Origin of the sequence: Streptomyces sp. HD (genome assembly GCF_028369295.1) — a bacterium.
GTDB lineage: Bacteria > Actinomycetota > Actinomycetes > Streptomycetales > Streptomycetaceae > Streptomyces.
The window spans coordinates 40,359-63,177 of sequence record NZ_JAQMYP010000019.1 but is presented as its reverse complement, the minus strand read 5'-3'; the positions used below and the strand labels follow the sequence as shown (position 1 = coordinate 63,177).

Annotated in this window: 12 protein-coding genes; 5 read left to right on the top strand and 7 right to left on the bottom strand. The window is 70.7% G+C overall.

Annotation, left to right across the window (positions count from 1 at the left end):
• Window positions 1–4: 4 nt before the first annotated feature.
• Window positions 5–7,825 (bottom strand): SpvB/TcaC N-terminal domain-containing protein, encoded by a 7,821-nt coding sequence (locus POF73_RS19735; RefSeq protein ID WP_272117141.1) that lies wholly within the window; start codon window positions 7,823–7,825, stop codon window positions 5–7.
• Window positions 7,826–8,404: 579 nt separating this feature from the next.
• Here POF73_RS19735 and POF73_RS19730 point away from each other — a divergent pair.
• Window positions 8,405–9,520 (top strand): XdhC family protein, encoded by a 1,116-nt coding sequence (locus tag POF73_RS19730; RefSeq protein ID WP_272117140.1) that lies wholly within the window; start codon window positions 8,405–8,407, stop codon window positions 9,518–9,520.
• 19 nt (window positions 9,521–9,539) lie between these two features.
• Window positions 9,540–10,148 carry an SRPBCC family protein gene (locus POF73_RS19725; RefSeq protein WP_272117138.1) on the top strand — a complete coding sequence of 203 codons (609 nt, stop codon included), beginning with the start codon at window positions 9,540–9,542 and terminating at the stop codon, window positions 10,146–10,148.
• Between the two features lie 221 nt (window positions 10,149–10,369).
• Here the strand turns inward: POF73_RS19725 and POF73_RS19720 are convergent, their stop codons facing one another.
• The gene (locus POF73_RS19720; protein WP_272117135.1) at window positions 10,370–10,870 is read right to left on the bottom strand and encodes a metallophosphoesterase family protein; all 501 of its coding nucleotides are present in this window, start codon (window positions 10,868–10,870) and stop codon (window positions 10,370–10,372) included.
• Between the two features lie 145 nt (window positions 10,871–11,015).
• Between POF73_RS19720 and POF73_RS19715 the strand changes: the two genes are divergently transcribed.
• Together POF73_RS19715 and rfbC are read left to right on the top strand one after the other, a co-directional pair.
• Window positions 11,016–12,962 carry a glycosyltransferase family 2 protein gene (locus POF73_RS19715; RefSeq protein ID WP_272117133.1) on the top strand — a complete coding sequence of 649 codons (1,947 nt, stop codon included), beginning with the start codon at window positions 11,016–11,018 and terminating at the stop codon, window positions 12,960–12,962.
• A 4-nt stretch (window positions 12,963–12,966) separates the two neighbouring features.
• Window positions 12,967–13,569 (top strand): dTDP-4-dehydrorhamnose 3,5-epimerase, encoded by a 603-nt coding sequence (gene rfbC / locus POF73_RS19710; protein ID WP_272117130.1) that lies wholly within the window; start codon window positions 12,967–12,969, stop codon window positions 13,567–13,569.
• Window positions 13,570–13,683: 114 nt separating this feature from the next.
• Here the strand turns inward: rfbC and POF73_RS19705 are convergent, their stop codons facing one another.
• The 5 genes from POF73_RS19705 to POF73_RS19685 all read right to left on the bottom strand — a co-directional run bounded on the left by POF73_RS19705 (window position 13,684) and on the right by POF73_RS19685 (window position 19,978).
• Window positions 13,684–14,490 (bottom strand): class I SAM-dependent methyltransferase, encoded by an 807-nt coding sequence (locus POF73_RS19705; RefSeq protein ID WP_272117127.1) that lies wholly within the window; start codon window positions 14,488–14,490, stop codon window positions 13,684–13,686.
• Window positions 14,477–15,358, bottom strand: a complete 882-nt coding sequence (gene rfbD, locus POF73_RS19700) for a dTDP-4-dehydrorhamnose reductase (RefSeq protein ID WP_272117124.1) — start codon at window positions 15,356–15,358, stop codon at window positions 14,477–14,479. The genes POF73_RS19705 and rfbD overlap by 14 nt, the downstream gene beginning before the upstream one ends.
• Window positions 15,355–16,344, bottom strand: coding sequence for a dTDP-glucose 4,6-dehydratase (gene rfbB, locus POF73_RS19695; RefSeq protein ID WP_272117122.1), 990 nt, complete (start codon window positions 16,342–16,344; stop codon window positions 15,355–15,357). The genes rfbD and rfbB overlap by 4 nt, the downstream gene beginning before the upstream one ends.
• Window positions 16,341–17,408 carry a glucose-1-phosphate thymidylyltransferase gene (locus POF73_RS19690; protein WP_272117119.1) on the bottom strand — a complete coding sequence of 356 codons (1,068 nt, stop codon included), beginning with the start codon at window positions 17,406–17,408 and terminating at the stop codon, window positions 16,341–16,343. Before POF73_RS19690 ends, rfbB begins: the two co-directional genes overlap by 4 nt.
• A gap of 116 nt (window positions 17,409–17,524) precedes the next feature.
• Window positions 17,525–19,978, bottom strand: coding sequence for a SpoIIE family protein phosphatase (locus POF73_RS19685; protein ID WP_272117116.1), 2,454 nt, complete (start codon window positions 19,976–19,978; stop codon window positions 17,525–17,527).
• Between the two features lie 200 nt (window positions 19,979–20,178).
• On the opposite strand from POF73_RS19685, the gene lanKC reads away from it, so the two are divergent.
• Window positions 20,179–22,785 carry a class III lanthionine synthetase LanKC gene (lanKC, locus tag POF73_RS19680; RefSeq protein WP_272117114.1) on the top strand — a complete coding sequence of 869 codons (2,607 nt, stop codon included), beginning with the start codon at window positions 20,179–20,181 and terminating at the stop codon, window positions 22,783–22,785.
• Window positions 22,786–22,819 lie beyond the last annotated feature (34 nt).

The following is a 22,819-nucleotide window of genomic DNA, read 5'->3' as shown; positions in this document are numbered from 1 at the left end:
TTGCTTACCGCAGGGGTGGGGTCTTCGTGGGTACGATCACCGTGACCAATTTCCCCGTCTCTGGATTGACGACCACTTGTGGCCGACCGGGAGTGTTCGGAACTTCAAGCGTCACTGAAGGTCGCCAGGTGGCGGGATTGGTCGGATCCACCAATCCGGGTGGCGCGTTCTCGCCGTAGATGTCATATTCGAGCTTCTTGAACTGTCCGCGTTCCAGCAGTGTGTCAACCTCGGATGCGCTAACCTCCCTCCGCCCCTTAGGTGGATTCCCCATTCGTTCGGCTATATGCGGTTGCACTGGAACTCCACCCGGAGTCTTGGCCGGCACCAACTTCCCGTTGCTCGTGCCATAAAAGTCTGTTTGCGGCGCGGGAGCTCCTTGGAAGTTTTCGGGGGTTGCATTGGGTTCTCCGCCTGCTGGCGAACTAGGGGGTTCGGAGGGTGCAGTCGGCTCCTTGAGTGGACCCGTTGAAGCCTGAGGAGGATTTGTTGACTGCGGTGCCGTTGGCGCTTGCCCGCGAGACGGCACATACAGCGACGGACGGTTGGAGATCGAATTTGAACGTGCCCCAGCCCAGCCGAGAAGCGCCGAGAGCGCATACATTTTGGCAATGTTCTTGGCGGTATCCGAAATCTTCGTTCCAAAAATGGAAGCCCCGAATGCCTCTATGACTCCCGGTGCAATATGCCCTATCGCTGATCCGTAATTCCCATGCTCCCAGTTCGCAGCAAAGGCGGATCCGCGAACTGTAGCGTATCTCTCGGCGGTATCTCTTACCAGTATCCCTTGTTGAGGAATCTTGGCTTCGACGTAGACGGCCATAAGATTCTCGACGGATCGATTATCGAATCCGCTCCGTTCGGCGAGGTCCCACGCCTCTCTTTCTGCGCCTGTCATTGGTTTGGCTTCTTGGAGGCCGTTCGGGTCGAGGAATTTTATCGGGTTTGCGCGAACATATAAGAACGCGTTGCATCCTGTGGCGTGTCCGGCAGGGTCAGGGGATATCCACCGGGTCAGCCACGGTGCAAAGTAGCGTGCACCGTGGTAGGCAAGCCCCGTTTCCTCATCCCGTTCCTTCCCCGTATACCGATACCGCTTCGGCGGCACCCCGCCACGCGCAAAAGACAGCGCCGTACAGCCGTAGGAGTGAAGCTCCTCGTAAGAGATCAGCGCGCCGCCCTGATCCAACTCGACAGTGGCGGAGCCGAGATGATTCGTGTGCTGGTAGCGGATTACGCGGCGGTCGGGGTCGTCCAGGGTGATCGCGTCGTCCGTGCGGGTCTCGACCAGGGCGATGCGCTGTTCGCCGTCCATGATGTGGACGGTCGTCCGTATCAGCGACTCCTCGCTGCCAGAGAACTCGCGGTACAGCTCGAAACCACCGAGATAGATCCGCTCCTTGGTGCGTTTGGCGTCAGCGGCATCGGCTGCCGAGCCGTCCGTGACCTTGCGTACGCGCTCGCCGCCCGCGTCGTACACGTAGTAGGTGGTCTCCGGGACGCCCGAGTTCACCTTCTGTCGGGAGCTGGACCGTAGCCGGTCACGATAATCCCAAGCCATGTGTTCCATCGGAGCCAAAGTGAGCATGTTCCCGCGCGCGTCGTACGCGTACTCCTCCGGAGTTCCGGCACCCACCTGTGTGGAGGAAAGGCGGTTGTTGTAGTCGCGGTGGGGTGCGGAGGGACGCGGCCGGCCGGGTATCGAGGGAGGGGCGAACGCGCTTCGCTCCTCGCACCGGAATGTACGTGTCCAGCCCGCGTGCGCCAGGTCGGTGCCTCGGTGTTCCAGACGGGTCATGTTGCCGGCAGCATCGTACGAGTACCGATCCCGGTAGCGGGCGAGCGCCTGGCGGTCCGAGACGTTCGGCAGGTTCGCCCGTGGGGCATCGTTCCAACTCGTGGGCGGTTCAGTCCCGTTCGTGATCCCGGGGTGCTCCCGGCCGGTGGCCTCGACCAGGCGGTACACCGCGTCGTACGCATAGCTGTTGCTTGCCTCGATGGCCGTGTTGAGGCGGAACACCCTTGGTTGTGCGTCGTCTCGTATGTGGGTGATGTTGCCGACCGGGTCGTACACGTAGCGCAGGTTCTGTACGCCGACCCGGGCATCGTCCGGCCGTGCCCGGTCCTCTGTGAACGTCGGCGGTCGGCGGGTGTTCATCGCGGTCAGCCGGAAAGTGTCGGGGTCGTAGGCGTACGTGGTGGTGACGCCGCTGCCGTATTCGATGGCGGTGCGCTGGCCCCGCGCGTTGTAGTCGATGTTCTTGACGAAGGCCGTGGCGGCCGCGTCGCCCGCCAGGGTCGCCCGTAACCCTTCCAGTAGTCCGGCCTCGTTGTAGGTCTGCTGCACGAGCGTGCCGTCCGGATGGGTCTGTTCGTAGGGGCGGTTGAGTGCGTCGTACCGGGTGCGGCCGGTCCAGGTCGTGACGTCCATGGCGACCGCCGCCGGATCGGACCAGTCGATGACGTTGTGGTAGTCGGTGGTCAGTTTCCGGCCGGTGCTGACCGCATTGCCCTGCACGTCGTAGGTGTGGGTGACGATGCCCGCGTCGTCGTGGACGCGCCACACCTGGCCGCGCAGGTTCGCCAGGGCCGGGTCGCTGCCCCCGGCGGACTGCGCGCTCTCGCCGTAGAGCGTGCGCCCCACCGTCATCGCACCCGCACCCGCTCCCTCGTCGAGGACGACGGCGATCGGTCGGCGCAACTGGTCGTAGAACATGGCGAGTTGACGCTCGGCCCCCGTGCCGGTGTCGAGCACTTCCCAGACGCCCACCGGCTTGCCGGAGATATCGGCGAGTTGGCGCCGTGTGCCGCCCTCCATGCTCTCTTCTCGCAGCAGGGTGCCTGCCAGGTCGTAGCGGTAGCGGGCGACGAGGCGGTCGGCGTCCGGCGTGGTCAGGCCGGGGGCGCCGTCGACGCAGTCCAGGACTTCGAGCTGGTTGCCCTGGATGTCCCACACCACGTGGGTGCGATGCTCGCTGCTCACCGTAGGGCCGACCCCCGCCGTCGCCGGGGTGCGGTTGCGTGACAGGGTGAGGATCGGGCGGCCGAGTGGGTCGAAGCAGACCAGGGTCGGGGTTCCGGCATGCAGTTCCGTCCCCTTCGCGGCGGTGTTCTCCGCCTCGGCAAGGTCGCCGAAGACGGTGAGGTCTCCGGCCGTCCGCCGCGCGTACCACGTCGGCGTGTGCGTGTCCCGGCCCAGCTTGCCGATGTACGCGCCGACATCGGGATCCGCCGCGGGATCCGGGACGGGCGCGGTGTCGTTGGCGTCCCATGTCTCCTGGTGCCAGGGACCGAAGACGACTTTGTCGTAGGTGTGGTTCGGGTGCACGGTGGCTATGACCCGGCCGACCGGGTCGTAGCAGAGGATGGGGCTGACGCCTTCCTCGACGGCGAATTCGAAGTGGTGGCTCGGGGTGAAGAAGGGCTCATACTGGCGGACCGGTTTGCCCTTGTTGTTGCGGACGACCCAGCCGGAGCCGACCCACCGCGGCGGTTTCGGACCGGACAGGAGCGGGTCGGGCTCGGCCGGCAGCTTGCGCTGCACCTCTTGGCCCATGCCGTCGGAATAGCCGAAGGTCACCTGCAGTGCGCTCGGTGCCCCGCCGCCCACCGGGGTCGCACCCACATGCCGCTCACGAGCGATGGTGGCCACGCCGGGCGGCTGGATGCCACCAGTGGCCTTCCTCTCGCGCGCGTAGGCGTGGACGTCATACACGAAGCGCGTCGTCGCGGCACCCAGCAACGCCCTTGCCGACGCGGCCAGGTCGGGATTCGCCGAGCGGCCGAGCGGATCGGCCCAGAACGCCTCGACGGTCGCGGTGGGGAGATCGGCCGCGACCGCGTCCAGCCGGTCACCGGTGTCGTCCTCGGGCTTGCCGCACACCGCAGTCGCCGCGATCCGGCCGAGCGCGTCGAAGCAGACCTCGGTGCGGTTGCGGTTTGCATCGGTGACCGTCGTCGGTGCGAGCACACGGTAGTCCAGGCGTAGCCCGACGCGGACGTCCGTGGCGTTGCGCTCTCCGGCGGTGATCCGGTTTCCGAGCGGGTCAGTCACCTCGACCGGCAGCAGATCGTAGGCGTCGTAGTCGATGGAGGTGGCGTACTCCCCCGCCGGATCAGTGGTGGCGGCCGCTGCGGCGAACGGATCGACAAACCGGCGCGGGACGAAGAAGTGCCGACGGGCGTACGCCGCCACGACGGCCGGGCCGGTCGCTGCCGAGGGCGCATAGCGAACGGTCCCGGACGGCGCCCACCAGGCATCCGGCTCGGGCAGGAGGCTTGGGGGCGCATCGGCGAGCTGCACGTAGCCGGCAGCGGTGAGCCGGCCGGTTCCGGCCCGGGCGCCGAACACCGCGCCGAGCTGGGCGGCAGTCAGCAGCATCCGGTACGCCTCATGTGTCAGGCCCCGCTCTCCCGCCACCCCCCAACCCAGCGGCTGCGCCAGGGTGTCGGCGCAGAACCGGGTGAGCGTCCGTGAGAGCAGCCTTCGTGCGGTGCCGGCGGGCAACGTGCCGCCCAGGACCTTGCCGAGCCAGTCCGCGCCGAGCTTCGGGACCGCCGTGTCGAAACCGGTCCCCGTGAGCTCGAAAATCTGAGTGTCGTACGGGACCGGGGTGCGGTAGGCATCCGCTTCCCGTGGCGTGCCGGCGGGCGGGTCATCGGCTTCGGTGCTGATCAGGGCGGTGACAGCGGTCCGCGTCTCAGTGACCCGCGTGGTTTGCTGCACCGCATGGGTGCGGGTCGGAAGCGCCGGCAGTGCGGGCGGGACAGCGCGGCCGTAGGCGATGGACACGCTGTGGGTGGGAGTGCCGAACGGGTCCACTGCCAGCACGAGTTCGTGCGCGATACGCGGGTCCGAGGGGTCACGCTCGCAACTGACGGTGACCGTCTCGCGAGGGTGGACGGAGAAGACCCCGCTGCGACCGTCACGGGGGTCCTGTAACACCTCCACCGTGTAGTTGCGCTCGATGACGGTGTACGGGTGCGGCTGGTCGGCGGTGCCGTCGAGGGCGTACACCTCCTGCCGCAGCAGCTGGCCCTTCAGCGCCCGGTACGCCTCACGCTCGGCGTCCGGCCCCAGCGTGTCCACGGGTGCGAGGGAGCCACCCGGTGCCTTCCGTCGCTGCGGTGGTGGGCTGTCGTCGAGCAGCCAGTGCGTCGTGCCCGGAACCGCATGGTCATCGGGCGGATAGTACTCGTCGGCGAACAAGGCCGAGATCCGTTTCCGGTCGGTCTGCGCCCCGGTGTGGAACCAGCTGACGGTCTTCACCGGTGGCAGCTGTGTGGCCGCATCGATGTTGTCGTCGGCCGGGAAGTGATCGCTGCGGGACAGGGCGGCGATGTGATCGGTGTCGTACCGGTCGACGCGGCCGAAGCCGCGGAACTCGCGTTCGGTGCCGTCGAAGTAGCCGTGGTGATAGCTGTAGCGGGTGACGAACCGGTTGCGGTTGATCCAGTCGAAGGTCTCGGTCTTCTCCACCACGTGCACCGGAAACGGCAGACGTGTGATCCACGGTGTGCCGGCCGCCCGGTCCGCCAGATAGAACTTGGTGGAGGAGGCGTAGCTGACCACCGTCTCGGCGCCCAGGCTGTTGCGGATGCCGGTCAGCAGGTGGGGCTTGGTCCCCATCAGGTCGATGTAGCGGACCTGACGACGGGCGGCTGAGGGCAGCGGTGAGGACCAGACCAGGCAGGCCGTGCCGTGGCCGAGCAGGTCCACCACAGACACCGAGGCGAGGTCGTCGACGGGCGGTGCCGCCGGCAGCCGTCGGGGCGCGGCCCACCGGTTGCCCAGCTGGTTGAAGTGGAGCTCGATCCCTTCACAGCCCAGGTACAGGAGGTCGGTGGGACCCGTACCGTCCAGGTCGGCAAGCCTGAGGCGACTCGGATCGAACAGGTCCGGGCGGTCGAAGAAGGGCGAGTCGTCCATGACGACCCGGGCCCCGAAGCGCCCGTACCCCAGGTTCGGCCAGTAGCACACCTCGCCGTTGCGGACCCGGACCAGGTCGACCGGTCCATCCCCCGACATGTCCGCGAGGTGCACGGACGTCATGCCGTCGGCGAAGACGAGCCGTGGTCCCGCCGCCTCGTCGGCCGGAACCGGAATGCGGATCCCGGGACCGAATCCCTCCTCGCCGAGCGACGGATACCAGACGAACCCATCCCCGCGAGCGAGCAGCACATCCGCGTGCCCATCGCCGTTCAGGTCGGCGAACCGCAGGTTCGGGTCGGCCCAGTCCAGCGCGGGAAGCGAACGGAACGTACGCAGCGGCGCCCAGCCGCCGTCCGGCACCCCGCCGAGAGCCGCCTCGCCGGGAGAGCCGGCCCGGCCGGTGGTGCGCTCGAAGAAGCCGGGTACCGGGCCGTCGAAACTGACCAGGTCCACCTGGCCGTCGCCGGCCAGGTCGAGGAGCTGTGTCCGGCCGCCGGACAGGGCAGTGGACGGCGCCGACTCCATGGTGCGGACAGGGCCCAGCCGGCCCTCACCGAGGTTTGGGTGGTAGAACCAGGCGCCGTTCTGCTCACTCAGCACCCCGGCGATCGACTCGGCGTCCAAGTCCACCCAGCGGAAAGGCGGCACATCCAGTCCGACGGGAAGGTTGGCCACGCTCTTCGCATCCAGTTCGTGCACCTCGGATCCGAACTGCGCCGAGCTGTAGGTGAATTCCAGCGGTGGCATCGACTCGCAGACATAGCCGTTGGCTCCGTCGGGGCGGTAGCCCGTCAGCGTCGCCGATTCCAGCACCGCACCGGCCCGATCACCGGGCTGAAAGGTGCCGTCGACGCTCCTGCCACCGCGGTAGGTCAGGGCCAGTGAGCGCACCAGGCAGTCGGCGCCGACCTCCGGCTCGTCCTCGAAGTGATGGAACATCAAAATCCGTCGGCAGAGCCGGTAGGACCGCACTTCGAAGCCGGCCCGGTAGGTGGAGAACGGATCGTTGCGGCAGGGCCAGGGAAGCCTGGGCGCCGACGTCGGCCATTGCCGGCCGGGCTCGGGCGCCTCTCCCGGAGGTGGCAGCGCAGCATGGTCGCCGTAGTCGAAGACCAGCTCGAAGTGCCAGCCGCCCGCCGGGTCGCGCTCCGGCGGCGGATCGGCCAGCCTGCTGACCTTGTTGCCGTACCGGACGGACTTCAGATAGCGGTTCGCCGTACGTCCCGCATCCGGCCGGTCGCATTCGTGTGCCGCCGTCCGGTCGACGTTCCGGTCGTCCTCGGACACGTAGCCGTAGACGATGGCGTTGCCCAACGCGTCGTACGACTCGCAGATCAGCCAACTGAACACCCGGTGGTCGGGATCGGCGGGGTCGGCGATCCGGGAGGTGCGGTCCCTCCCGTAGACGGTGGTGATGTTGTCCCGGCTGATCGACCGCCAGTGACTGGTGCCGTCACCGGTGTGGGTCCATCGCTCGATCCTGGCGAACAGGCCCTCGATGCGGGGCCGGTAGCGGGTGACGCGGTACGCGATCCCGTCGACCATCCGCCTCCGGCGCTCCGGGAGGCCATCCCCGCCGAGGACCGGCACGAGGTCCTCGGCACCAGACAGCAGAAACACATCGGACTCACGGGCGTCGTCGTAGGTCGGCATCCCCTTGTCGGTCTTGCGGGTGACCGCCGGGAGCCCCACGCTCCAGCCCAGGCCGAACGGCCCGTGGCCCGCTCCCGAGTCGTAGGTCAGGGACAAGGACGGACCGAAGCCGGATCGTCCCGGGGTCGCGGGGAGGGGGACGGTCAGGGAGCCGGTGCCGGTGACTGGGTTGGCCGAGAACTTCTCCCCGATACCGCGCACCGCGCCACCGCCCTTGGGGAGCGTGATGGCAGGGGGCATCCGGGCGCTGCCGGAAGCGTCAGCATGCTCTGCCTCCCGGCCGACCCCCTGCACCGCGGGGCCGTCGGAAGCGGCAGAATCTGAGGCCTCCGCGCCACCCGTAAAGGCGCTACCGCCGTTCCGCCTCGGCACGCCGCGGCCTAGCCTGGACGCGGGATCGAGCGGCGGACCACGGCTGACGGACCAGGCACACCCAAGTCTCCGTTGCGGGCCGGTTCTGCACGAGGTTCTTTCATGGCGCGGCCTCCCCCTCATCGGCGATGCCGAGATTGAGGAGAGTATGGCGCCATAACTCTGATCATTTCCCCCGATGCGGCTTTTCTTGGTAAAGCCGACTCGATCGACTCAGGGCCAGTGCGCCAGGTGGCTTCAATCATCGATCGACAAGCGCCCCGGTACCTCGTCACAGCTGCGCAGGTGCTCTTCGCTTCCGCAAGGTCGATACTGCCGATAGCACCGTTCCCGCCGAACCGCCTCCGGCTCACCCTCCAAGATCGACCACCGACCTCACCTGGCCCGACCTGCTGAAACGCAGTTCATGAGCCCCTCGGCCAACCTCACCAGGAGGTGCCCACGAGTATGCGTGACATTCTCCCGGCGCTCGCCGGCTGGTACGCGGCCCGCGCGCCGTTCGGGCTCGCCACGGTGGTCGCCACCAGCCGCAGCGCCCCGCGCGATCCAGGGGCCGCGATGGCCGTCGGTCCCGACGACGAGGTCGTGGGGAGTGTGTCCGGCGGCTGTGTCGAAGGGGCCGTGTTCGAGCTCGCGCAGGAGGTGGTGGCGAGCGGGGAGGCGCGGCTTGAGACCTTCGGGTACAGCGACGAGGACGCGTTCGCGGTCGGGCTGACCTGCGGCGGCGAGATCACTTTGCTCGTGCGTCCGGTCACGGCCGCCTCGGATCCCTCCTTCGCCGAGGTCGCGGAGTCGGTCGCGGCGGGCCGTCCGGTGACCGTGGCGACGGTGACCGACGGGCCCGCGCCGCGCGGGGCGGCTCTCGCGGTGTGGCCGGAGCGGGTGGCTGGCACCCTCGGCACGCCCGGCCTGGACGTCGCGGTCACCGCCGACGCGCGCGGTGAACTCGCCCTCGGCGCCACCGGCCTCAGGCACTACGGCCCGCACGGTGAGCGCCGCGAGGACGCGGTCACCGTCTTCCTGCACTCCTTCGCGCCGCCGCCCCGCATGCTGGTCTTCGGCGCGATCGACTACGCGGCCGCCGTCGCCCGCATCGGCGCCTTCCTCGGCTACCGGGTCACGGTGTGCGACGCCCGCCCCGTCTTCGCCACGCCGAAGCGTTTCCCCGAGGGGGTGGAGGTGGTCGTGGACTGGCCGCACCGCTATCTGAGCGGCACCGACACCGACGAGCGCACGGTGATCTGCGTCCTCACCCACGACCCGAAGTTCGACGTGCCGCTGCTGGAGGAGGCCCTGCGGCGCCCGGCGGCGTACATCGGGGCCATGGGCAGCCGCCGTACGCACGACGACCGGATGCGGCGGCTGACCGAAGCCGGGCTCCGCGAGGGCGAGTTGGCCCGGCTGCGTTCCCCGGTCGGGCTCGACCTCGGGGCCCGTACGCCCGAGGAGGTCGCCGTGTCCGTCGCCGCGGAGATCGTCGCGCTGCGGTGGGGCGGCACGGGTGTCCCGCTGACGGCCACGGCGGGCGCGATCCATCCCTCCGCGATCCATCCATCGTCGTAGCAGCCGGTTGGAGGAAGCCATGGAGCTGCACCACGAGTTCACCGTCCCCGTCCCGGTCGACGAGGCCTGGCGCACGCTCCTCGACATCGAGCGCGTCGCGCCCTGTATGCCCGGGGCGAGCGTCGAGGAGTACGACGGCAAGACGGTGACCGGCGCCGTGAAGGTCAAGGTGGGTCCGATCACCGTGACGTACAAGGGCACCGCGGTCTTCGAGGAGCAGGACGAGACGGCGCACCGCCTGGTGCTGATCGCGAGCGGCCGGGAGACGCGCGGGCAGGGCACCGCACGAGCGACGGTGACCGGCACGCTCGGCGAGCACGACGGCGGTACGGCCGTGTCGGTGCGCACCGATCTGACGGTGACCGGGCGTCCGGCGCAATTCGGGCGCGGGGTGATGGCCGAGGTGGGTGACCGGCTGGTCGGGCAGTTCGCCACGTGTCTGTCGCAGCGGCTGGCCGAACCGGCCGGAAGTGCGATGGTGGCCGAGGCAGAGCCCGACGAGCCCCTCGACCTGGTCCGCACGGCCGGGATACCGCTGGCGAAGCGCGCCGCCGCGGTGGTGGCGGCCGTGCTGAGCGTGCTGGTGGTGGCCCGGGTGCTGCGGTGGCGGCGGGCCTGCCGGAAGTAGGCCGAAAGTGGTCGCGAGCAGGGTGCGTCACGGCGTGTAAGGCGGCCGCGACAGGGTAGTCGCCGCTACAGCGGAGGCCTACGTGCCTCCGAAGCAGAGCCTCAGAGCGGGAAGGAGGTCCATGACAGCGCATCGCAGCGCCCGGGCCGCTTCCCTATTCGCGGAGCGGCCCGGTTCTTGTTGCACGGCTTGTCCGGGGCTCTTCTACGGCTGGTACGCCGTCAGCGCGGCGGCAGCCGGTGCAGCTCCACGTCCGTGAGACGGCCCTCGCCGAGGGTGGCGGTCAGGTAGGTGCAGTGCGGCTGGCGCCGCCGGTCCGTCGGGGAGCCGGGGTTCAGCAGGCGCAGGCCTGAGGCGGCGGTGGTGTCCCAGGGGATGTGGCTGTGCCCGAAGACCAAGACGTCCAGGTCGGGGAAGCGGGCGGCGCAGCGTGCCTCGCGGCCCTGGGCGGCGCCGGTCTCGTGGACCACGCCGAAGCGCAGACCACCGAGTTCCACGTACGCCACCTCGGGGAGCCGCCCGCGCAGGTCCGGTCCGTCGTTGTTGCCGTACACGCCGACGAGCCGGGCGCAGCGGCTCTCCAGCAGGTCGAGCGTGGCCGTGTCGACCCAGTCCCCCGCGTGGAACACGACGTCGGCGCGCGGGAGTTCGGCGAGCAGCGCGGCCGGCAGTTCCTTGGCACGCTTGGGTAGATGGGTGTCGGACATCAGCAGCAGACGCACGCCGTCAGGCTAGCCGCGGGGAGTTCGCCGCGCCGGGCACGCCATGGTTGAGCGGTGGACAAATGCCGTGGCAGGGTTAGGATCACGCCACGGGCACCGTAATCTGGCGCAAACGCACAGCGACCCCTAGGGGGCTGGGACCCGCATGCCGGTCAAGGTCAGCGTCGTCGTCCCGGTGTACAACCCCGGGGTCTATATCGAGGGCTGTGTCGAGTCGCTGCTCGGGCAGTCGTTGCCGCCGGACGAGTACGAAGTGATCTTCGTGGACGACGGCTCCACCGACGACACGCCCGCGCTGCTGGACGCGCTCGCCACCGCGGACCCCCGGGTGGCCGTCGTCCACCAGGAGAACTCCGGCTGGTCCGGCAAGCCCCGCAACATCGGCATCGCCGCCGCCCGGGGCGAGTACGTGATGTTCGTCGACAACGACGACCACCTCGGTGACGAGGCCCTTGAGCGGATGTACGACTACGGCGTGGCCAACGGCGCCGACGTCGTGGTCGGCAAGATGGCGGGCAAGGGCCGCGCGGTGCCCGTCGAACTGTTCCGCCGCAACCACCCGCACGCCACCGTCGAGAACGCGCCGCTGATCGACAGCCTCACCCCGCACAAGATGTTCCGCCGCGCCTTCCTCGACGACATCGGCCTGCGCTTCCCCGAGGGCAGACGGCGGCTGGAGGACCACGTCTTCGTCACGGAGGCGTACCTGCGCGCGGCCAACGTCTCCGTGCTCAGCGACTACGTCTGCTACTACCACGTCCGACGCGACGACGCCTCGAACGCCGGTTTCCAGCGCTTCGACCCGAGCGGCTACTTCAAGAACCTCCGGGAGGCCCTGGACGTCGTCGAGCGGTACACCGAGCCGGGCCCCCTGCGTGACCGGCTGTTCCGGCGGTGGCTGCGCGTGGAGATGGTCGAGCGGATGCGCGGGCGGCGTTTCCTCGCGATGCCGGCGGACTGGCGCCGGGATCTGTTCGCGGAGATCCACCAGGTCGTCGTGGAGCGCTTCGGGCCCGGCGTGGCGGCCGGACTGCAGCCGACGCAGCAGGTCGTGGCCGCGCTGCTCACGGCGGACCGGTACGACGACGTCGAGGCGTTCGCCGAGTGGGAGGACGGCATCGCGCTCACGGCCGTCCCCGAGGGCGTGGTGTGGGAGGACGGCACGCTGCGGATCGGTTTCACCGCCGAGTACACGTGCGCCGGTGAGCCGATGACGTTCGCGGCCGACAAGGCCCGTACCCCCCTCGACGGCCCGCCCGAGGACCTGGCCGCGGCCATCGCCTGGGTCGGCGCCGACACCGTGGCCCGGTTCGACAAGGCCACCGCGGACCTCCTGCTGCGCGAGCGCGCCAGTGCCGCCCAGTACTTCCAGCAGGTGGAGTTCGCCCGGGAGGAGGTGCCGGAACCCGGCGCCGCCGGCCAGGTCCGGCTGGTGCTGCGCGCGACGGCGACCGTGGACCCGGCCGCGCTCACCCGTGCCGGCCTGTGGGACGCCCTCGTCCGCGTCAAGCTGGGCGGCTGGACCAAGGAGTGCCGCCTCGGCCCGGCTCCGGTGCAGGACCGGCCCTCGCCCCATGCCGGTCTCGCGGGCGGCCACGTGGTCCTGCCGTACTGGACCGCACCGCACGCCCATCTCGCCCTGGACGTCGACCGCGCGACCCACCGGGTCGGCCTGGGCGCCCTCAGCCCGGACGACGTCACGCTCACCGGCGACCGGCTGTGCGCCCCACTCCCCCTGCACGTCCCCGTCGGCGGCACCGAGGTGACACTCCGCCTCACCTCCTCCGGCATCGCCCAGGACGTGCCCGCCACGCTGTCCCCGCACGGCGCCGGGGCCCAGCTGGAGGCGGTGCTGCCCCTGGCCGACCTGCGGGCAGCGAGGACCTGGCGAGCGGCACTCGGCACACCCGGGCCCCGCTTCCTGGCGCTGCCGCTGGCCCTGCGCACGGGCGTCGGCGGAGTGCGCGTGGTGCGACAGCCCCGCGCCGGTGCGCTACGACACCTCGTCCGCAGGGCCCGACGCCTGCTCGGTACGACGCTGGGCCGCACGGCCACCCGGCTCCGCGCCCGGGTCCGCGCCTGGCGGAGGTGACGGCATGCGGTCCCTCGGCATCGAAGGCGCCTGGGCGCTGGAGCCCAAGGTCTTCCCGGACGACCGGGGCAGCTTCCACGAGTGGTACCGCGGCGAGGAGTTCCGCGAGGCCACCGGCTACGACCTGCCCCTCGCCCAGGCCAACTGCTCCGTCTCCCGCCGGGGCGTACTGCGCGGCGTGCACTTCTCGGACGTGCCGCCCGGCCAGGCCAAGTACGTGACCTGTCTGCGCGGCGCCGTCCTGGACGTCGTGGTCGACCTCCGCACCGGCTCCCCCACCTTCGCCCGCTGGGAGGCCCTGGGCCTCGACGACGACAGCCGTCACGCCCTGTTTCTGGCGGAGGGCCTCGGCCACGCCTTCATGGCCCTGACGGACGACGCCACGGTGACCTACCTGTGCTCGACGGCCTACGCCCCGCAGCGAGAGCACGGGGTGCACCCGCTCGACCCGGAGCTGGGCATCGCCTGGCCCGAGCACATCACGCCGGTCCTGTCCCCCAAGGACGCACAAGCGCCCTCATTGGCCGAGGCCGAACGGGCGGGCCTGCTGCCGTCGTACGAAACCTGCGCCGTCCGCTACGCCCAGGTGCGAAACGGTCGTGCTTAACGCCTGGTTTGGCAACGCCCTCAGGGGCGCGGGACCACATCGATTTTGCGGCTCCGCCGCGTGGACGCGACCAGCCACAACGGCGCCGCAGCCGAACAACAACCCATCGCGGCACTACATACGGCCGCCGACAACCCCCTCAACCGCCTTCCGCAACGGCCCCCACCCCCGAGACCGCCCAACCCGCAACCTCCGAGCTCGCGCCAACGGCCGCCAGAAACCCGCCCCCAGCAAATCCTCCGGCGCCACCGCCCCCGCCCGATCCAGAATCGTCTCGGGCACCTTCTGCGGATCAGGCACCTCGTACTCGGTCACGATCTCCTCGTACCGCTCCCGCAGCACCGTGCTGCGAGGATCCGCGCCGAACACCACGAGCTGCCCGGTGGGCCGGGTGTCGACCAGCACGGACACCAGGTCGGGCCGATAACGACCGAGGATCTCGGCGAGCTTGTACACGTCACCGGTCCACGGCCCGGTGTGCCGGTCCCGCGCCGCCTCGTCCACGTTGCGCGGCAGCATGTCGTCGAAGACGATCACGCTCGTCCAGTCGGAGTGCCGCTCGATGTTCATGAAGTCCCGCAGCGCGTACTCGAACAGATGCATCCCGTCGATGAACGACAGGTCGAGAACGGTCCGGCGCCAGTACGCGAGCGGGCCGCGCCCCCGGCGCAGATTGCGCAGGGGATGACGGCCGCCCTTGAGGTGGATCAGCGGCTTGTCCCGGGCGAAGAAGTCGTCACTGGTGGCCCTGACCAGGTGGACGTCGCAGCGGAACTCCGTGACGACCTTGAAGGCGGGGTCGACGGCGATGGTGGGGACGCGGGAGAGGCGAAGGCTGCGGCCGTCGTTGACGCCTATCTCCAGATAGTTGCGGTTGCCGCTGACCTTGTGCAGTTCCCTCAGGAACTCATGGCGTTTCACGAAGGGTCTCCTTGCGGATCCGGGGCAGTGCTTCGTGCAGGGCGGTGCGCCAGTCGCGGGCCCGCGCGAGGCCGAGTTCCTGCCGGCGGCGGTGCGCGAGGACCGTGTACGCGGGGCGGGGCGCGGGCCGGGGGAAGGCCTCACTGGTGACGGGGTGGACCCGGCCGGGGTCGGCGCCGAGGAGCCGGAACACCTCGCGGGCCAGGTCGTACCAGGTGGCCTCGCCGGAGTTGGTGGCGTGCAGGACGCCGGTCGCGTCGGCGCCGACGCGCGGGCCGAGGTCGGCGATCGTCGTGGCGACGTCGGCGGTCCAGGTGGGCTGGCCGTGCTGGTCGTCGACGACGTCGACGGTGGCGCGGCTCGCCTCCAGCTCGATCATCGTGCGGACGAAACTGCGGCCGTGGGCGCCGTAGAGCCAGGCGATGCGCACGATGGTGCTCGCGGCCGGGAGTTCGGCGAGTACGCCCCGCTCCCCCGCCAGTTTGGTGCGGCCGTAGGCGGTGCGTGGGCCTGGGGGATCGTCCTCGGAGTACGGGGTTCGGGCGTCCCCGGCGAAGACGTAGTCGGTGGAGACGTGGATCAGGCGGGCCTCGTGGGCGGCGCAGGCGCGGGCGAGGAGGCGGGGGCCGTCGCCGTTGACGCGCAGGGCGCGTTCCTCGTTCTTCTCGGCGTCGTCGACGGCCGTGTACGCGGCGCAGTTGACGACCACGTCGGGGTGGTGTGCGGCGAGGGCGCGGTCGACGGACGAGGGGCTGGTGATGTCGAGGGCGGCATGGTCGAGGCCGGTCACCCGCTCGCCGCGGGCGCGGAGTTCCGCGACCGTGTCGTGGCCGAGCATGCCGCCCGCGCCGGTGACCAGCCACTTCATCCGTGCTCCTCGCCGACGCGGCGTTTGAGGGGTTCCCACCAGGCGCGGTGGTCGCGGTACCAGGCGACGGTGGCGGCGAGGCCCGAGGCGAAGTCGTGGCGGGGGCGGTAGCCGAGTTCGGTGCGTGCCTTGGTCCAGTCGACGGAGTAGCGCAGGTCGTGGCCCTTGCGGTCCTCGACGTGCCGCACCCGCTCCCAGCCCGCGCCGCACGCCGTCAACAGCAGCTCCGTGAGGTCCTTGTTGCTGAGCTCGGTGCCGCCGCCGATGTTGTAGATCTCGCCGGGGCGGCCCTGGGTACGGACGAGTTCGACGCCGTGGCAGTGGTCGTCGACGTGCAGCCAGTCACGGACGTTGAGGCCCTCGCCGTAGAGGGGGACCTGCTCGCCGTCCAGGAGGTTGGTGATGAACAGCGGGACGACCTTCTCGGGGAACTGGTGCGGGCCGTAGTTGTTGGAGCAGCGGGTGACGCGGACGTCCAGGCCGTGGGTGCGGTGGTAGGAGAGGGCGAGCAGGTCGGAGGAGGCCTTCGAGGCGGAGTACGGCGAGCTGGGCCGCAGGATGTCCTCCTCGGTGGCGGAACCCGTGCCTATCGAGCCGTAGACCTCGTCGGTCGATATGTGCACGAAGGGTTCGACGCGGTAGCGCAGGGCCGTGTCCAGCAGGGTCTGGGTGCCGACCACGTTGGTGAGGACGAAGTCGCCGGCGCCCGCTATCGAACGGTCCACATGGGACTCGGCGGCGAAGTGCACGACCTGGTCGGCCTCGGCCATCAGCTTGTCGACGAGTTCGGCGTCCCGGACGTCCCCGCGGACGAACTCCAGCCGCGGATGGTCGAGTTCGAGGTTGTCCAGGGTGCCGGCGTAGGTGAGCTTGTCCAGCACCGTGATGCGCGGAGCGTCGGGTGCGTCCGGTGCGTCACGGGCGAGCAGGGTGCGGACGTACGTCGAGCCGATGAAGCCGGCGGCGCCGGTGACGAGGAGGTTCATGTGTGGATCCGCACCTTGCTGTGGTCTCCGAGGACGAGTCGGTGGGCGCTGGGGACGCTGGGCGCGGGGGTGACCTCGACGTGGCGGCCGATCAGGGAGGACTCGATGCGGCCCACGCCGTGGATCGAGGAGTCCCGCAGCACGATGGAGAACTCCAACTCGCTGTCGACGACACGGCAGTTCTCCGCGATGGAGGTGAAGGGGCCGACGTAGGAGTCCTCGACGACGGTCCCGGCGCCGACGAGGGCGGGGCCGACGATGCGCGAGTTGACGATGCGCGCCCCCTCCTCCACCACCACCCGCCCCACGGTCTCCGAGGCGTCGTCCACCTCACCGTCGATCCGGCGTGCGAGGCCCTCCAGGACGGTCCGGTTCACCTCCAGCATGTCGGTGACGTTCCCGGTGTCCTTCCAGTAGCCCTTGATGACCGTGCAGCGCACGTCGGCGCGGGCGTCGATCAGGTGCTGGATGGCGTGGGTGATCTCCAGCTCGCCGCGCCAGGACGGCTCGATGGCGCGGACGGCGTCGTGGATGACGGGCGTGAACAGGTAGACGCCGACGAGGGCGAGGTCGCTCTTGGGGTGTTCCGGTTTCTCCTCCAGGCCGACGACCTGGCCGAGTTCGTCGAGTTCGGCGACGCCGAAGGAGCGCGGGTCCTGCACGCGGGTGAGCAGGATCTGGGCGTCGGGGCGGTTGCCGCGGAACTCGTCGACGAGGTCGGTGATGCCACCGACGATGAAGTTGTCGCCGAGGTACATCACGAAGTCGTCGTCGCCGAGGTAGTCCCGGGCGATGAGGACGGCATGGGCGAGTCCCAGCGGGCGTTCCTGCGGGATGTAGGTGATGTCGAGGCCGAATCTCGCGCCGTCGCCGACCGCGTCCTGGATCTCCGCGGCGGTGTCGCCGACGATCACACCGACCTCGGTGATGCCGGCTTCGGCGATGGATTCCAGCCCGTAGAACAGGACGGGTTTGTTGGCCACCGGGACGAGCTGTTTGGCCGAAGTATGCGTGATCGGCCGCAGGCGCGTACCGGCGCCGCCGGACAGCACGAGTGCCTTCATCTGCTTCACCATAGCCCGGATCCGGCCGATTTGACGGTGCTGGGGTTGGCTTGTTCCTAATGGCCGGGCCGCCTGGCGTTCATCGAAATCCGGCCGCACCCGTGCGGGGTACGGCCTCAGCCGCCCAGCGCGATCTCGCTCCACACCTGTTTTCCGCCACTGACCGGCACCGTTCCCCAGGCCGCCGACATGGCCTCGACCAGGAGGATGCCGCGGCCGCCGGTGGCCTCCCAGCTGATGCTGGTGGGCTTGACCGGCGTACGGGGTGAGGCGTCGGCGACGGCGACGCGCATCCGCTGGTTGACGAGGGTGAGGTCGAGGCGGACCCGGCCGTCGGTGTGCACGAGGGCGTTGGTGACGAGTTCGCAGACGACGAGCAGGACCGCGTCCATGTCGTGCGGCGGCACGCCCCAGGTGCGCAGGGTGCGGCGGGTGAAGCGGCGGGCGTGGCCGACGGCCTCCGGGACGCGCCAGACCGTCCAGCTCTCGCGCAGCGGGCGGACGGCCATGCCGTCGTAACGCATGAGGAGCAGGGCGATGTCGTCGCTGCGGCGGGCGTCCACCAGGAGGGCGTCGGCGACGAGGCCGAGGTGGGCGGGGTCGGAGCGGGCCAGCTCCTGGGCGAGCCGGTCCATGCCGTCGTCGATGTCGGCGTCGGCCGACTCGACGAGGCCGTCGGTGGTCAGGGCGACCACGGTGCCGGGTTGCAGCCCCAGCGGAGTCATCGGGAAGGCGGCCTGCCGCAGCACGCCGAGCGGCGGTCCGCCCTCCGCCTCCGCGATCTCGGTGCTGCCGTCCGGGTGCCGCAGCACCGGCGGGAGGTGGCCGGCGCGCACGCACCAGGCGGAGCCCTCCTCCAGGTCGACGTCGACGTAGCAGCAGGTGGCGAAGAGGTCGGTCTCCATGTCCATGAGGAGGCGGTTGGCGTGGTGGACGACCACGTCCGGCGGGTGCCCCTCGGCGGCATAGGCGCGCAGGGCGGTGCGCATCTGGCCCATGAGGGTGGCGGCGGCCGCGCTGTGGCCCTGTACGTCGCCGATGACGAGGGCCACGTGGTTGTCGTGCAGCGGGATCACGTCGTACCAGTCGCCGCCGACCTCCAGTCCGGCCGTGGTCGGCAGATAGCGGGCGACGGCCTCCGCGCCGGGCAGCCGGGGCAGCCGGCGCGGCAGGAGCTGGCGTTGGAGCATGCCGACGAGTTCGTGCTCGGCGTCGAAGGCGTGGGCGCGCATCAGAGCCTGTCCGGCGAGGCCGGCGGAGGCGGTGAGCAGGGCGCGCTCGTCGGGGCCGAACTCGTGCGGGGTGTCCCAGCCGATCAGGCAGGCGCCGGCCATCCGGCCCCCGGCGGGCAGCGGCAGCACGGCCAGGCCGCCGGGGCCGACCTCGGCGAGGGCGGGTTCCAGCGGGGTGCCGGCCGGCCAGATCTGGGCGCGGCCGTCGCGCAGGGCGGCGGCGAGGGTGGGCATGGCGCGCACGGGCGCATCGGGCCATTCGGTACGCCATTCCAGGCGCCACAGCTCCGGCCAGGACTCGGGTTCGGGCGGGTCGAGGACGGTGACGACGAGCCGGTCGCCCTCCAGCCCGGCGAGCGCGATGCGGTCGGCCCGCAGCGGCTTGCGCAGGGCGGTGACGACGGCGTGGCTGACGTCCCGGACGGTGACGGCGGTGGCGAGGGCGGCGGCGAGGCGCTGGACGCGGGCCACGTCGGTGATCTCGGCGCGCAGGGTGGAGGCGTCGGCGACGGTGCCGACCAGGCGGGCCGGCCGGCCCTCGCCGCCGGGCACGAGGCGGCCGCGCAGCCTGAGCCATCTGGGCGGGCCGGAGGGCTGCAGGACCCGGAACTCCAGCTCGCGGTCACCGATGGACATGTGGTCGGCCTCGACGACGGACATCAGCGACGGCAGATCCTCGGGGACGGTCAGGCCGAGCAGGGTCTCGACCTTGCCGTCGAACTCGGCCGGGCCGAGGCCGAACAGCGTCAGGATGTCCTCGCCGACCTCGACACGGCCGCTGTCCATGGCGAGGCTGAACGCGCCGGGAGGCAGCTCGCCGCCTTCGGCCACCGCGGGGCGGCCGGGGATGGCGACGGCCTCGGCGACCAGCTCCAGGCAGGCACGGTCGTCGGTGTCGAAGCCGCCGGGGCCCTCACTCACGGCCAGCAGACAGCCGCCGCCGTCACCGGGGGCGGGGAGTGCGGCCAGGTGGAAGTCCCGCGACGGCGCCCGTCGGGACTCGGCGGAGTCGGCGAGCTGCGCCGGGGCCAGCCACACCGCCCGGCCGGTGCGGTGGACGTCGGCGACCGGGGAGCGTCCGGTCAGGGCGTAGCCGTCGCGCAGGCCGTACAGGGTGCGGGGCACGCCGACGGCCTCGATCAGGCACAGCAGCTCGCCGTCCTCGCTCGGCGTGTACACGGCGGCGAAGGAGGCCCCGCCGAAGACGAGGGCCTGCTCCAGGACGCGGCGCAGCCGTTCGGGCGAGTCCGGCTCGACGGAAAGCGCCTTCAGTGCGCCTTCGGCGCGCAGACGACTCGTCCTGCGTCCCGCAGCGCCCTCACTCACCACGTCCGCCATTACAGCGCTTGCGGGCCCCGTGCGCAGCCCCTGTGACGGTTCGATGAACCGTCGATGGGGGCCGCGCTCGAAACGTCCCGAACAGTTCTTGACGCATGCGTTCCGCACGGTGATCTCGTGACAGGCATGACTGTCCGTGCCCGTCCGGCCGCTGGAAGGCTCGGCGTCGGGCCATGGAGGGGCTGTACGGAGGGGGACGCATGGACAAGCGGTACGAGGTGTACGCGCTCGCCGACCGGCACTTCTACGAGACGCCCGAACGCATGTCCGTGGGGGCGCGGGACACCGAGCGCCACTACGAGGCGGCGCGACGCGAGGTGCCGGAGGGCTGGGAGGCGGCGCGGATCGGGGACTGGCTGGCGTTCACGCCGCTGGACTCGGACGGGGCGCCGGTGCCCGGTCCGGCGCAGGGCTGGAAGATCCATGCCTCGGCCACCCGGGAGGGCGCGGAGCGGATCGCGGCGATCGTGTGGGACTACTGCGTGCCGCGCCGCATCCCGTTCAAGTTCGTACCGGGCCCGCAGCTGCTGCACCTGCGCAACACCAAGTACGCCGCCCGTGACTCCAGCGGCAAGTTCGTCACGGTCTACCCGTCCGACGATGAGCAGCTGCACGTCGTGCTGCGCGAGCTCGGCAGGCTCCTGGAGGGCTTCGAGGGGCCGTACATCCTCACCGATCTGCGATGGGGCGAGGGCCCGCTCTACGTCCGGTACGGCGCGTTCGCGCGCACCTTCGTCGTCGACGAGCGCGGCTCGCTGGTGCCGGCGGTGCTGGACGGTGCGGGCAAGCGGGTGCCGGACCGGCGGGCACCGTCCTTCCAGGTGCCCGAGTGGGTGACGCTGCCGGCGTTCCTGGAGCCGCATCTGGCGGCACGCAACACGACGACGGTGGGTGAACTGCCGTACCGCATCGAGAAGGCGCTGCACTTCTCCAACGGCGGCGGGGTGTACGCGGGCACCGACACCCGGGACGGGCGGCGGGTCGTGCTCAAGGAGGGGCGGCCACACGCGGGGCTGGCCGCCGACGGGGCGGACGCGATCACGCGTCTGGAACGGGAGAAGGCCGCGCTGGAGCAGGTGGCGGGGACGGGGGTGGTGCCGGAGGTGCGGGACTGGTTCATGCTCGGCGACCACCGGTTCCTCGTCATGGACTTTCTGGAAGGGCGTCCGCTGAACTCGTTCTTCGCCGAGCGGCATCCGCTGCTCACCCCGGACCCCGATCCGAAGGCGGTGGCCGACTACACGGCGTGGGCGGTACGCATCCACGGAGCGGTTCAGCGGGCGGTCGAGGCGGTGCACGCGCGCGGGATCGCCTTCAACGACCTGCATGTCTTCAACATCATGGTCGGCCCCGACGAGGAGTCGGTGTCCCTGCTCGACTTCGAGGCGGCGGCGCCGATCTCCGAGCAGGGCCGGCAGGTGGTCGCCCATCCCGGATTCTTCGCCCCGCCGGACCGCACCGGCGCCGACGTCGACCGCTACGCGCTGGCCTGTCTGAGGCTCGCCCTGTTCCTGCCGGTCACCACGCTGTTCGTGGTCGACCGGGGCAAGGCGGCCCACCTGGCCGAGGTGATCTCCCGTGAATTCCCGGACGTGCCGCGGGAGTTCCTGGACGAGGCGGTCACGGAGATCACACGCGGCACCCCGGTGCCCGCACCGTCCTTCGTGTCGCCCGGCGACTGGCCGTACAGCCGCGACTCCATGGTCAAGGCGCTGCTCGCCTCGGCCACCCCGGAGCGCGACGACCGGCTCTTCCCCGGCGACATCACACAGTTCTCCGACGGCGGCGGCCTCGGCCTGGCGCACGGCGCGGCGGGTGTGCTGTACGCGCTGGACGCGGTCGGCGCCGAGCGCTACGAGGAGGGCGAGCGCTGGCTGCTGGCCCGTACCGCACCGCCTCCGACGGGCACACCGCTCGGCCTGTACGACGGTCTCGCGGGCGTCGCCCACGTCCTGGACCGGCTCGGCCATCGGCAGCGCGCCCTCGACCTGGTCGAGGGGATCCTCGCGGAACGCTGGCAGAACCTCTCCTCCGACCTGCACGGCGGACTGTCCGGACTCGGCCTGGTCCTGGCCGAGTTGGCGGACACGACCGGCGAGCCGGAGCTGCGGGACCGTGCCGCCGAGGCCGCCGACATCCTCGTACGGCGACTCGCGCAGCCGCTTCCGGACACCCCGACACGGCGTCGGGCGGGGCTGCTGCGAGGTGCGAGCGGACCCGCGCTGTTCCTGCTGAGGCAGTACGAACGGACTGGTGATCAGGAGCTGTTGAAGGCGGCCGAGGTCGCGCTGAGGCGGGACCTGGAGTGCTGCGTGACCCATCCGGGCGGCTCGCTGGAGGTCGACGAGGGCTGGCGGACGCTGCCCTACCTCGGTGACGGAAGCGCGGGCGTCGGGATGGTCCTGGACGACTGTCTCGGCCATGCCGACGACCCCGACGGCGAGTTCGAGCGGGCCCGTGCCGGGATCCTGACCGCCGCCACCAGCCGCTTCTACGTCCAGCCGGGTCTCTTCCAGGGCCGCGCCGGGATGATCCTGCACCTCGCCCGCACCGACACGCCCGGGGCGACCCGCGAGCGGCTGGACGGGCAGATCGCCGGGCTCGGCTGGTTCGCGATGGACTACCAGGGCCAACTGGCCTTCCCGGGGCACCAGATGATGCGCCTGTCCATGGACCTGGCCACCGGAACGGCAGGGTGCCTGCTCGCCCTCGGCGCGGCGCACACGCCCCCCGGCGATCCGACCACCGCTCATCTGCCGTTCCTGCCGCCGCTCGGGCGGCCCCCACAGCGCGGTTCCGCGACCTGACGGAGCCGTGATCCAACCCCGTCCCCACGGGTGG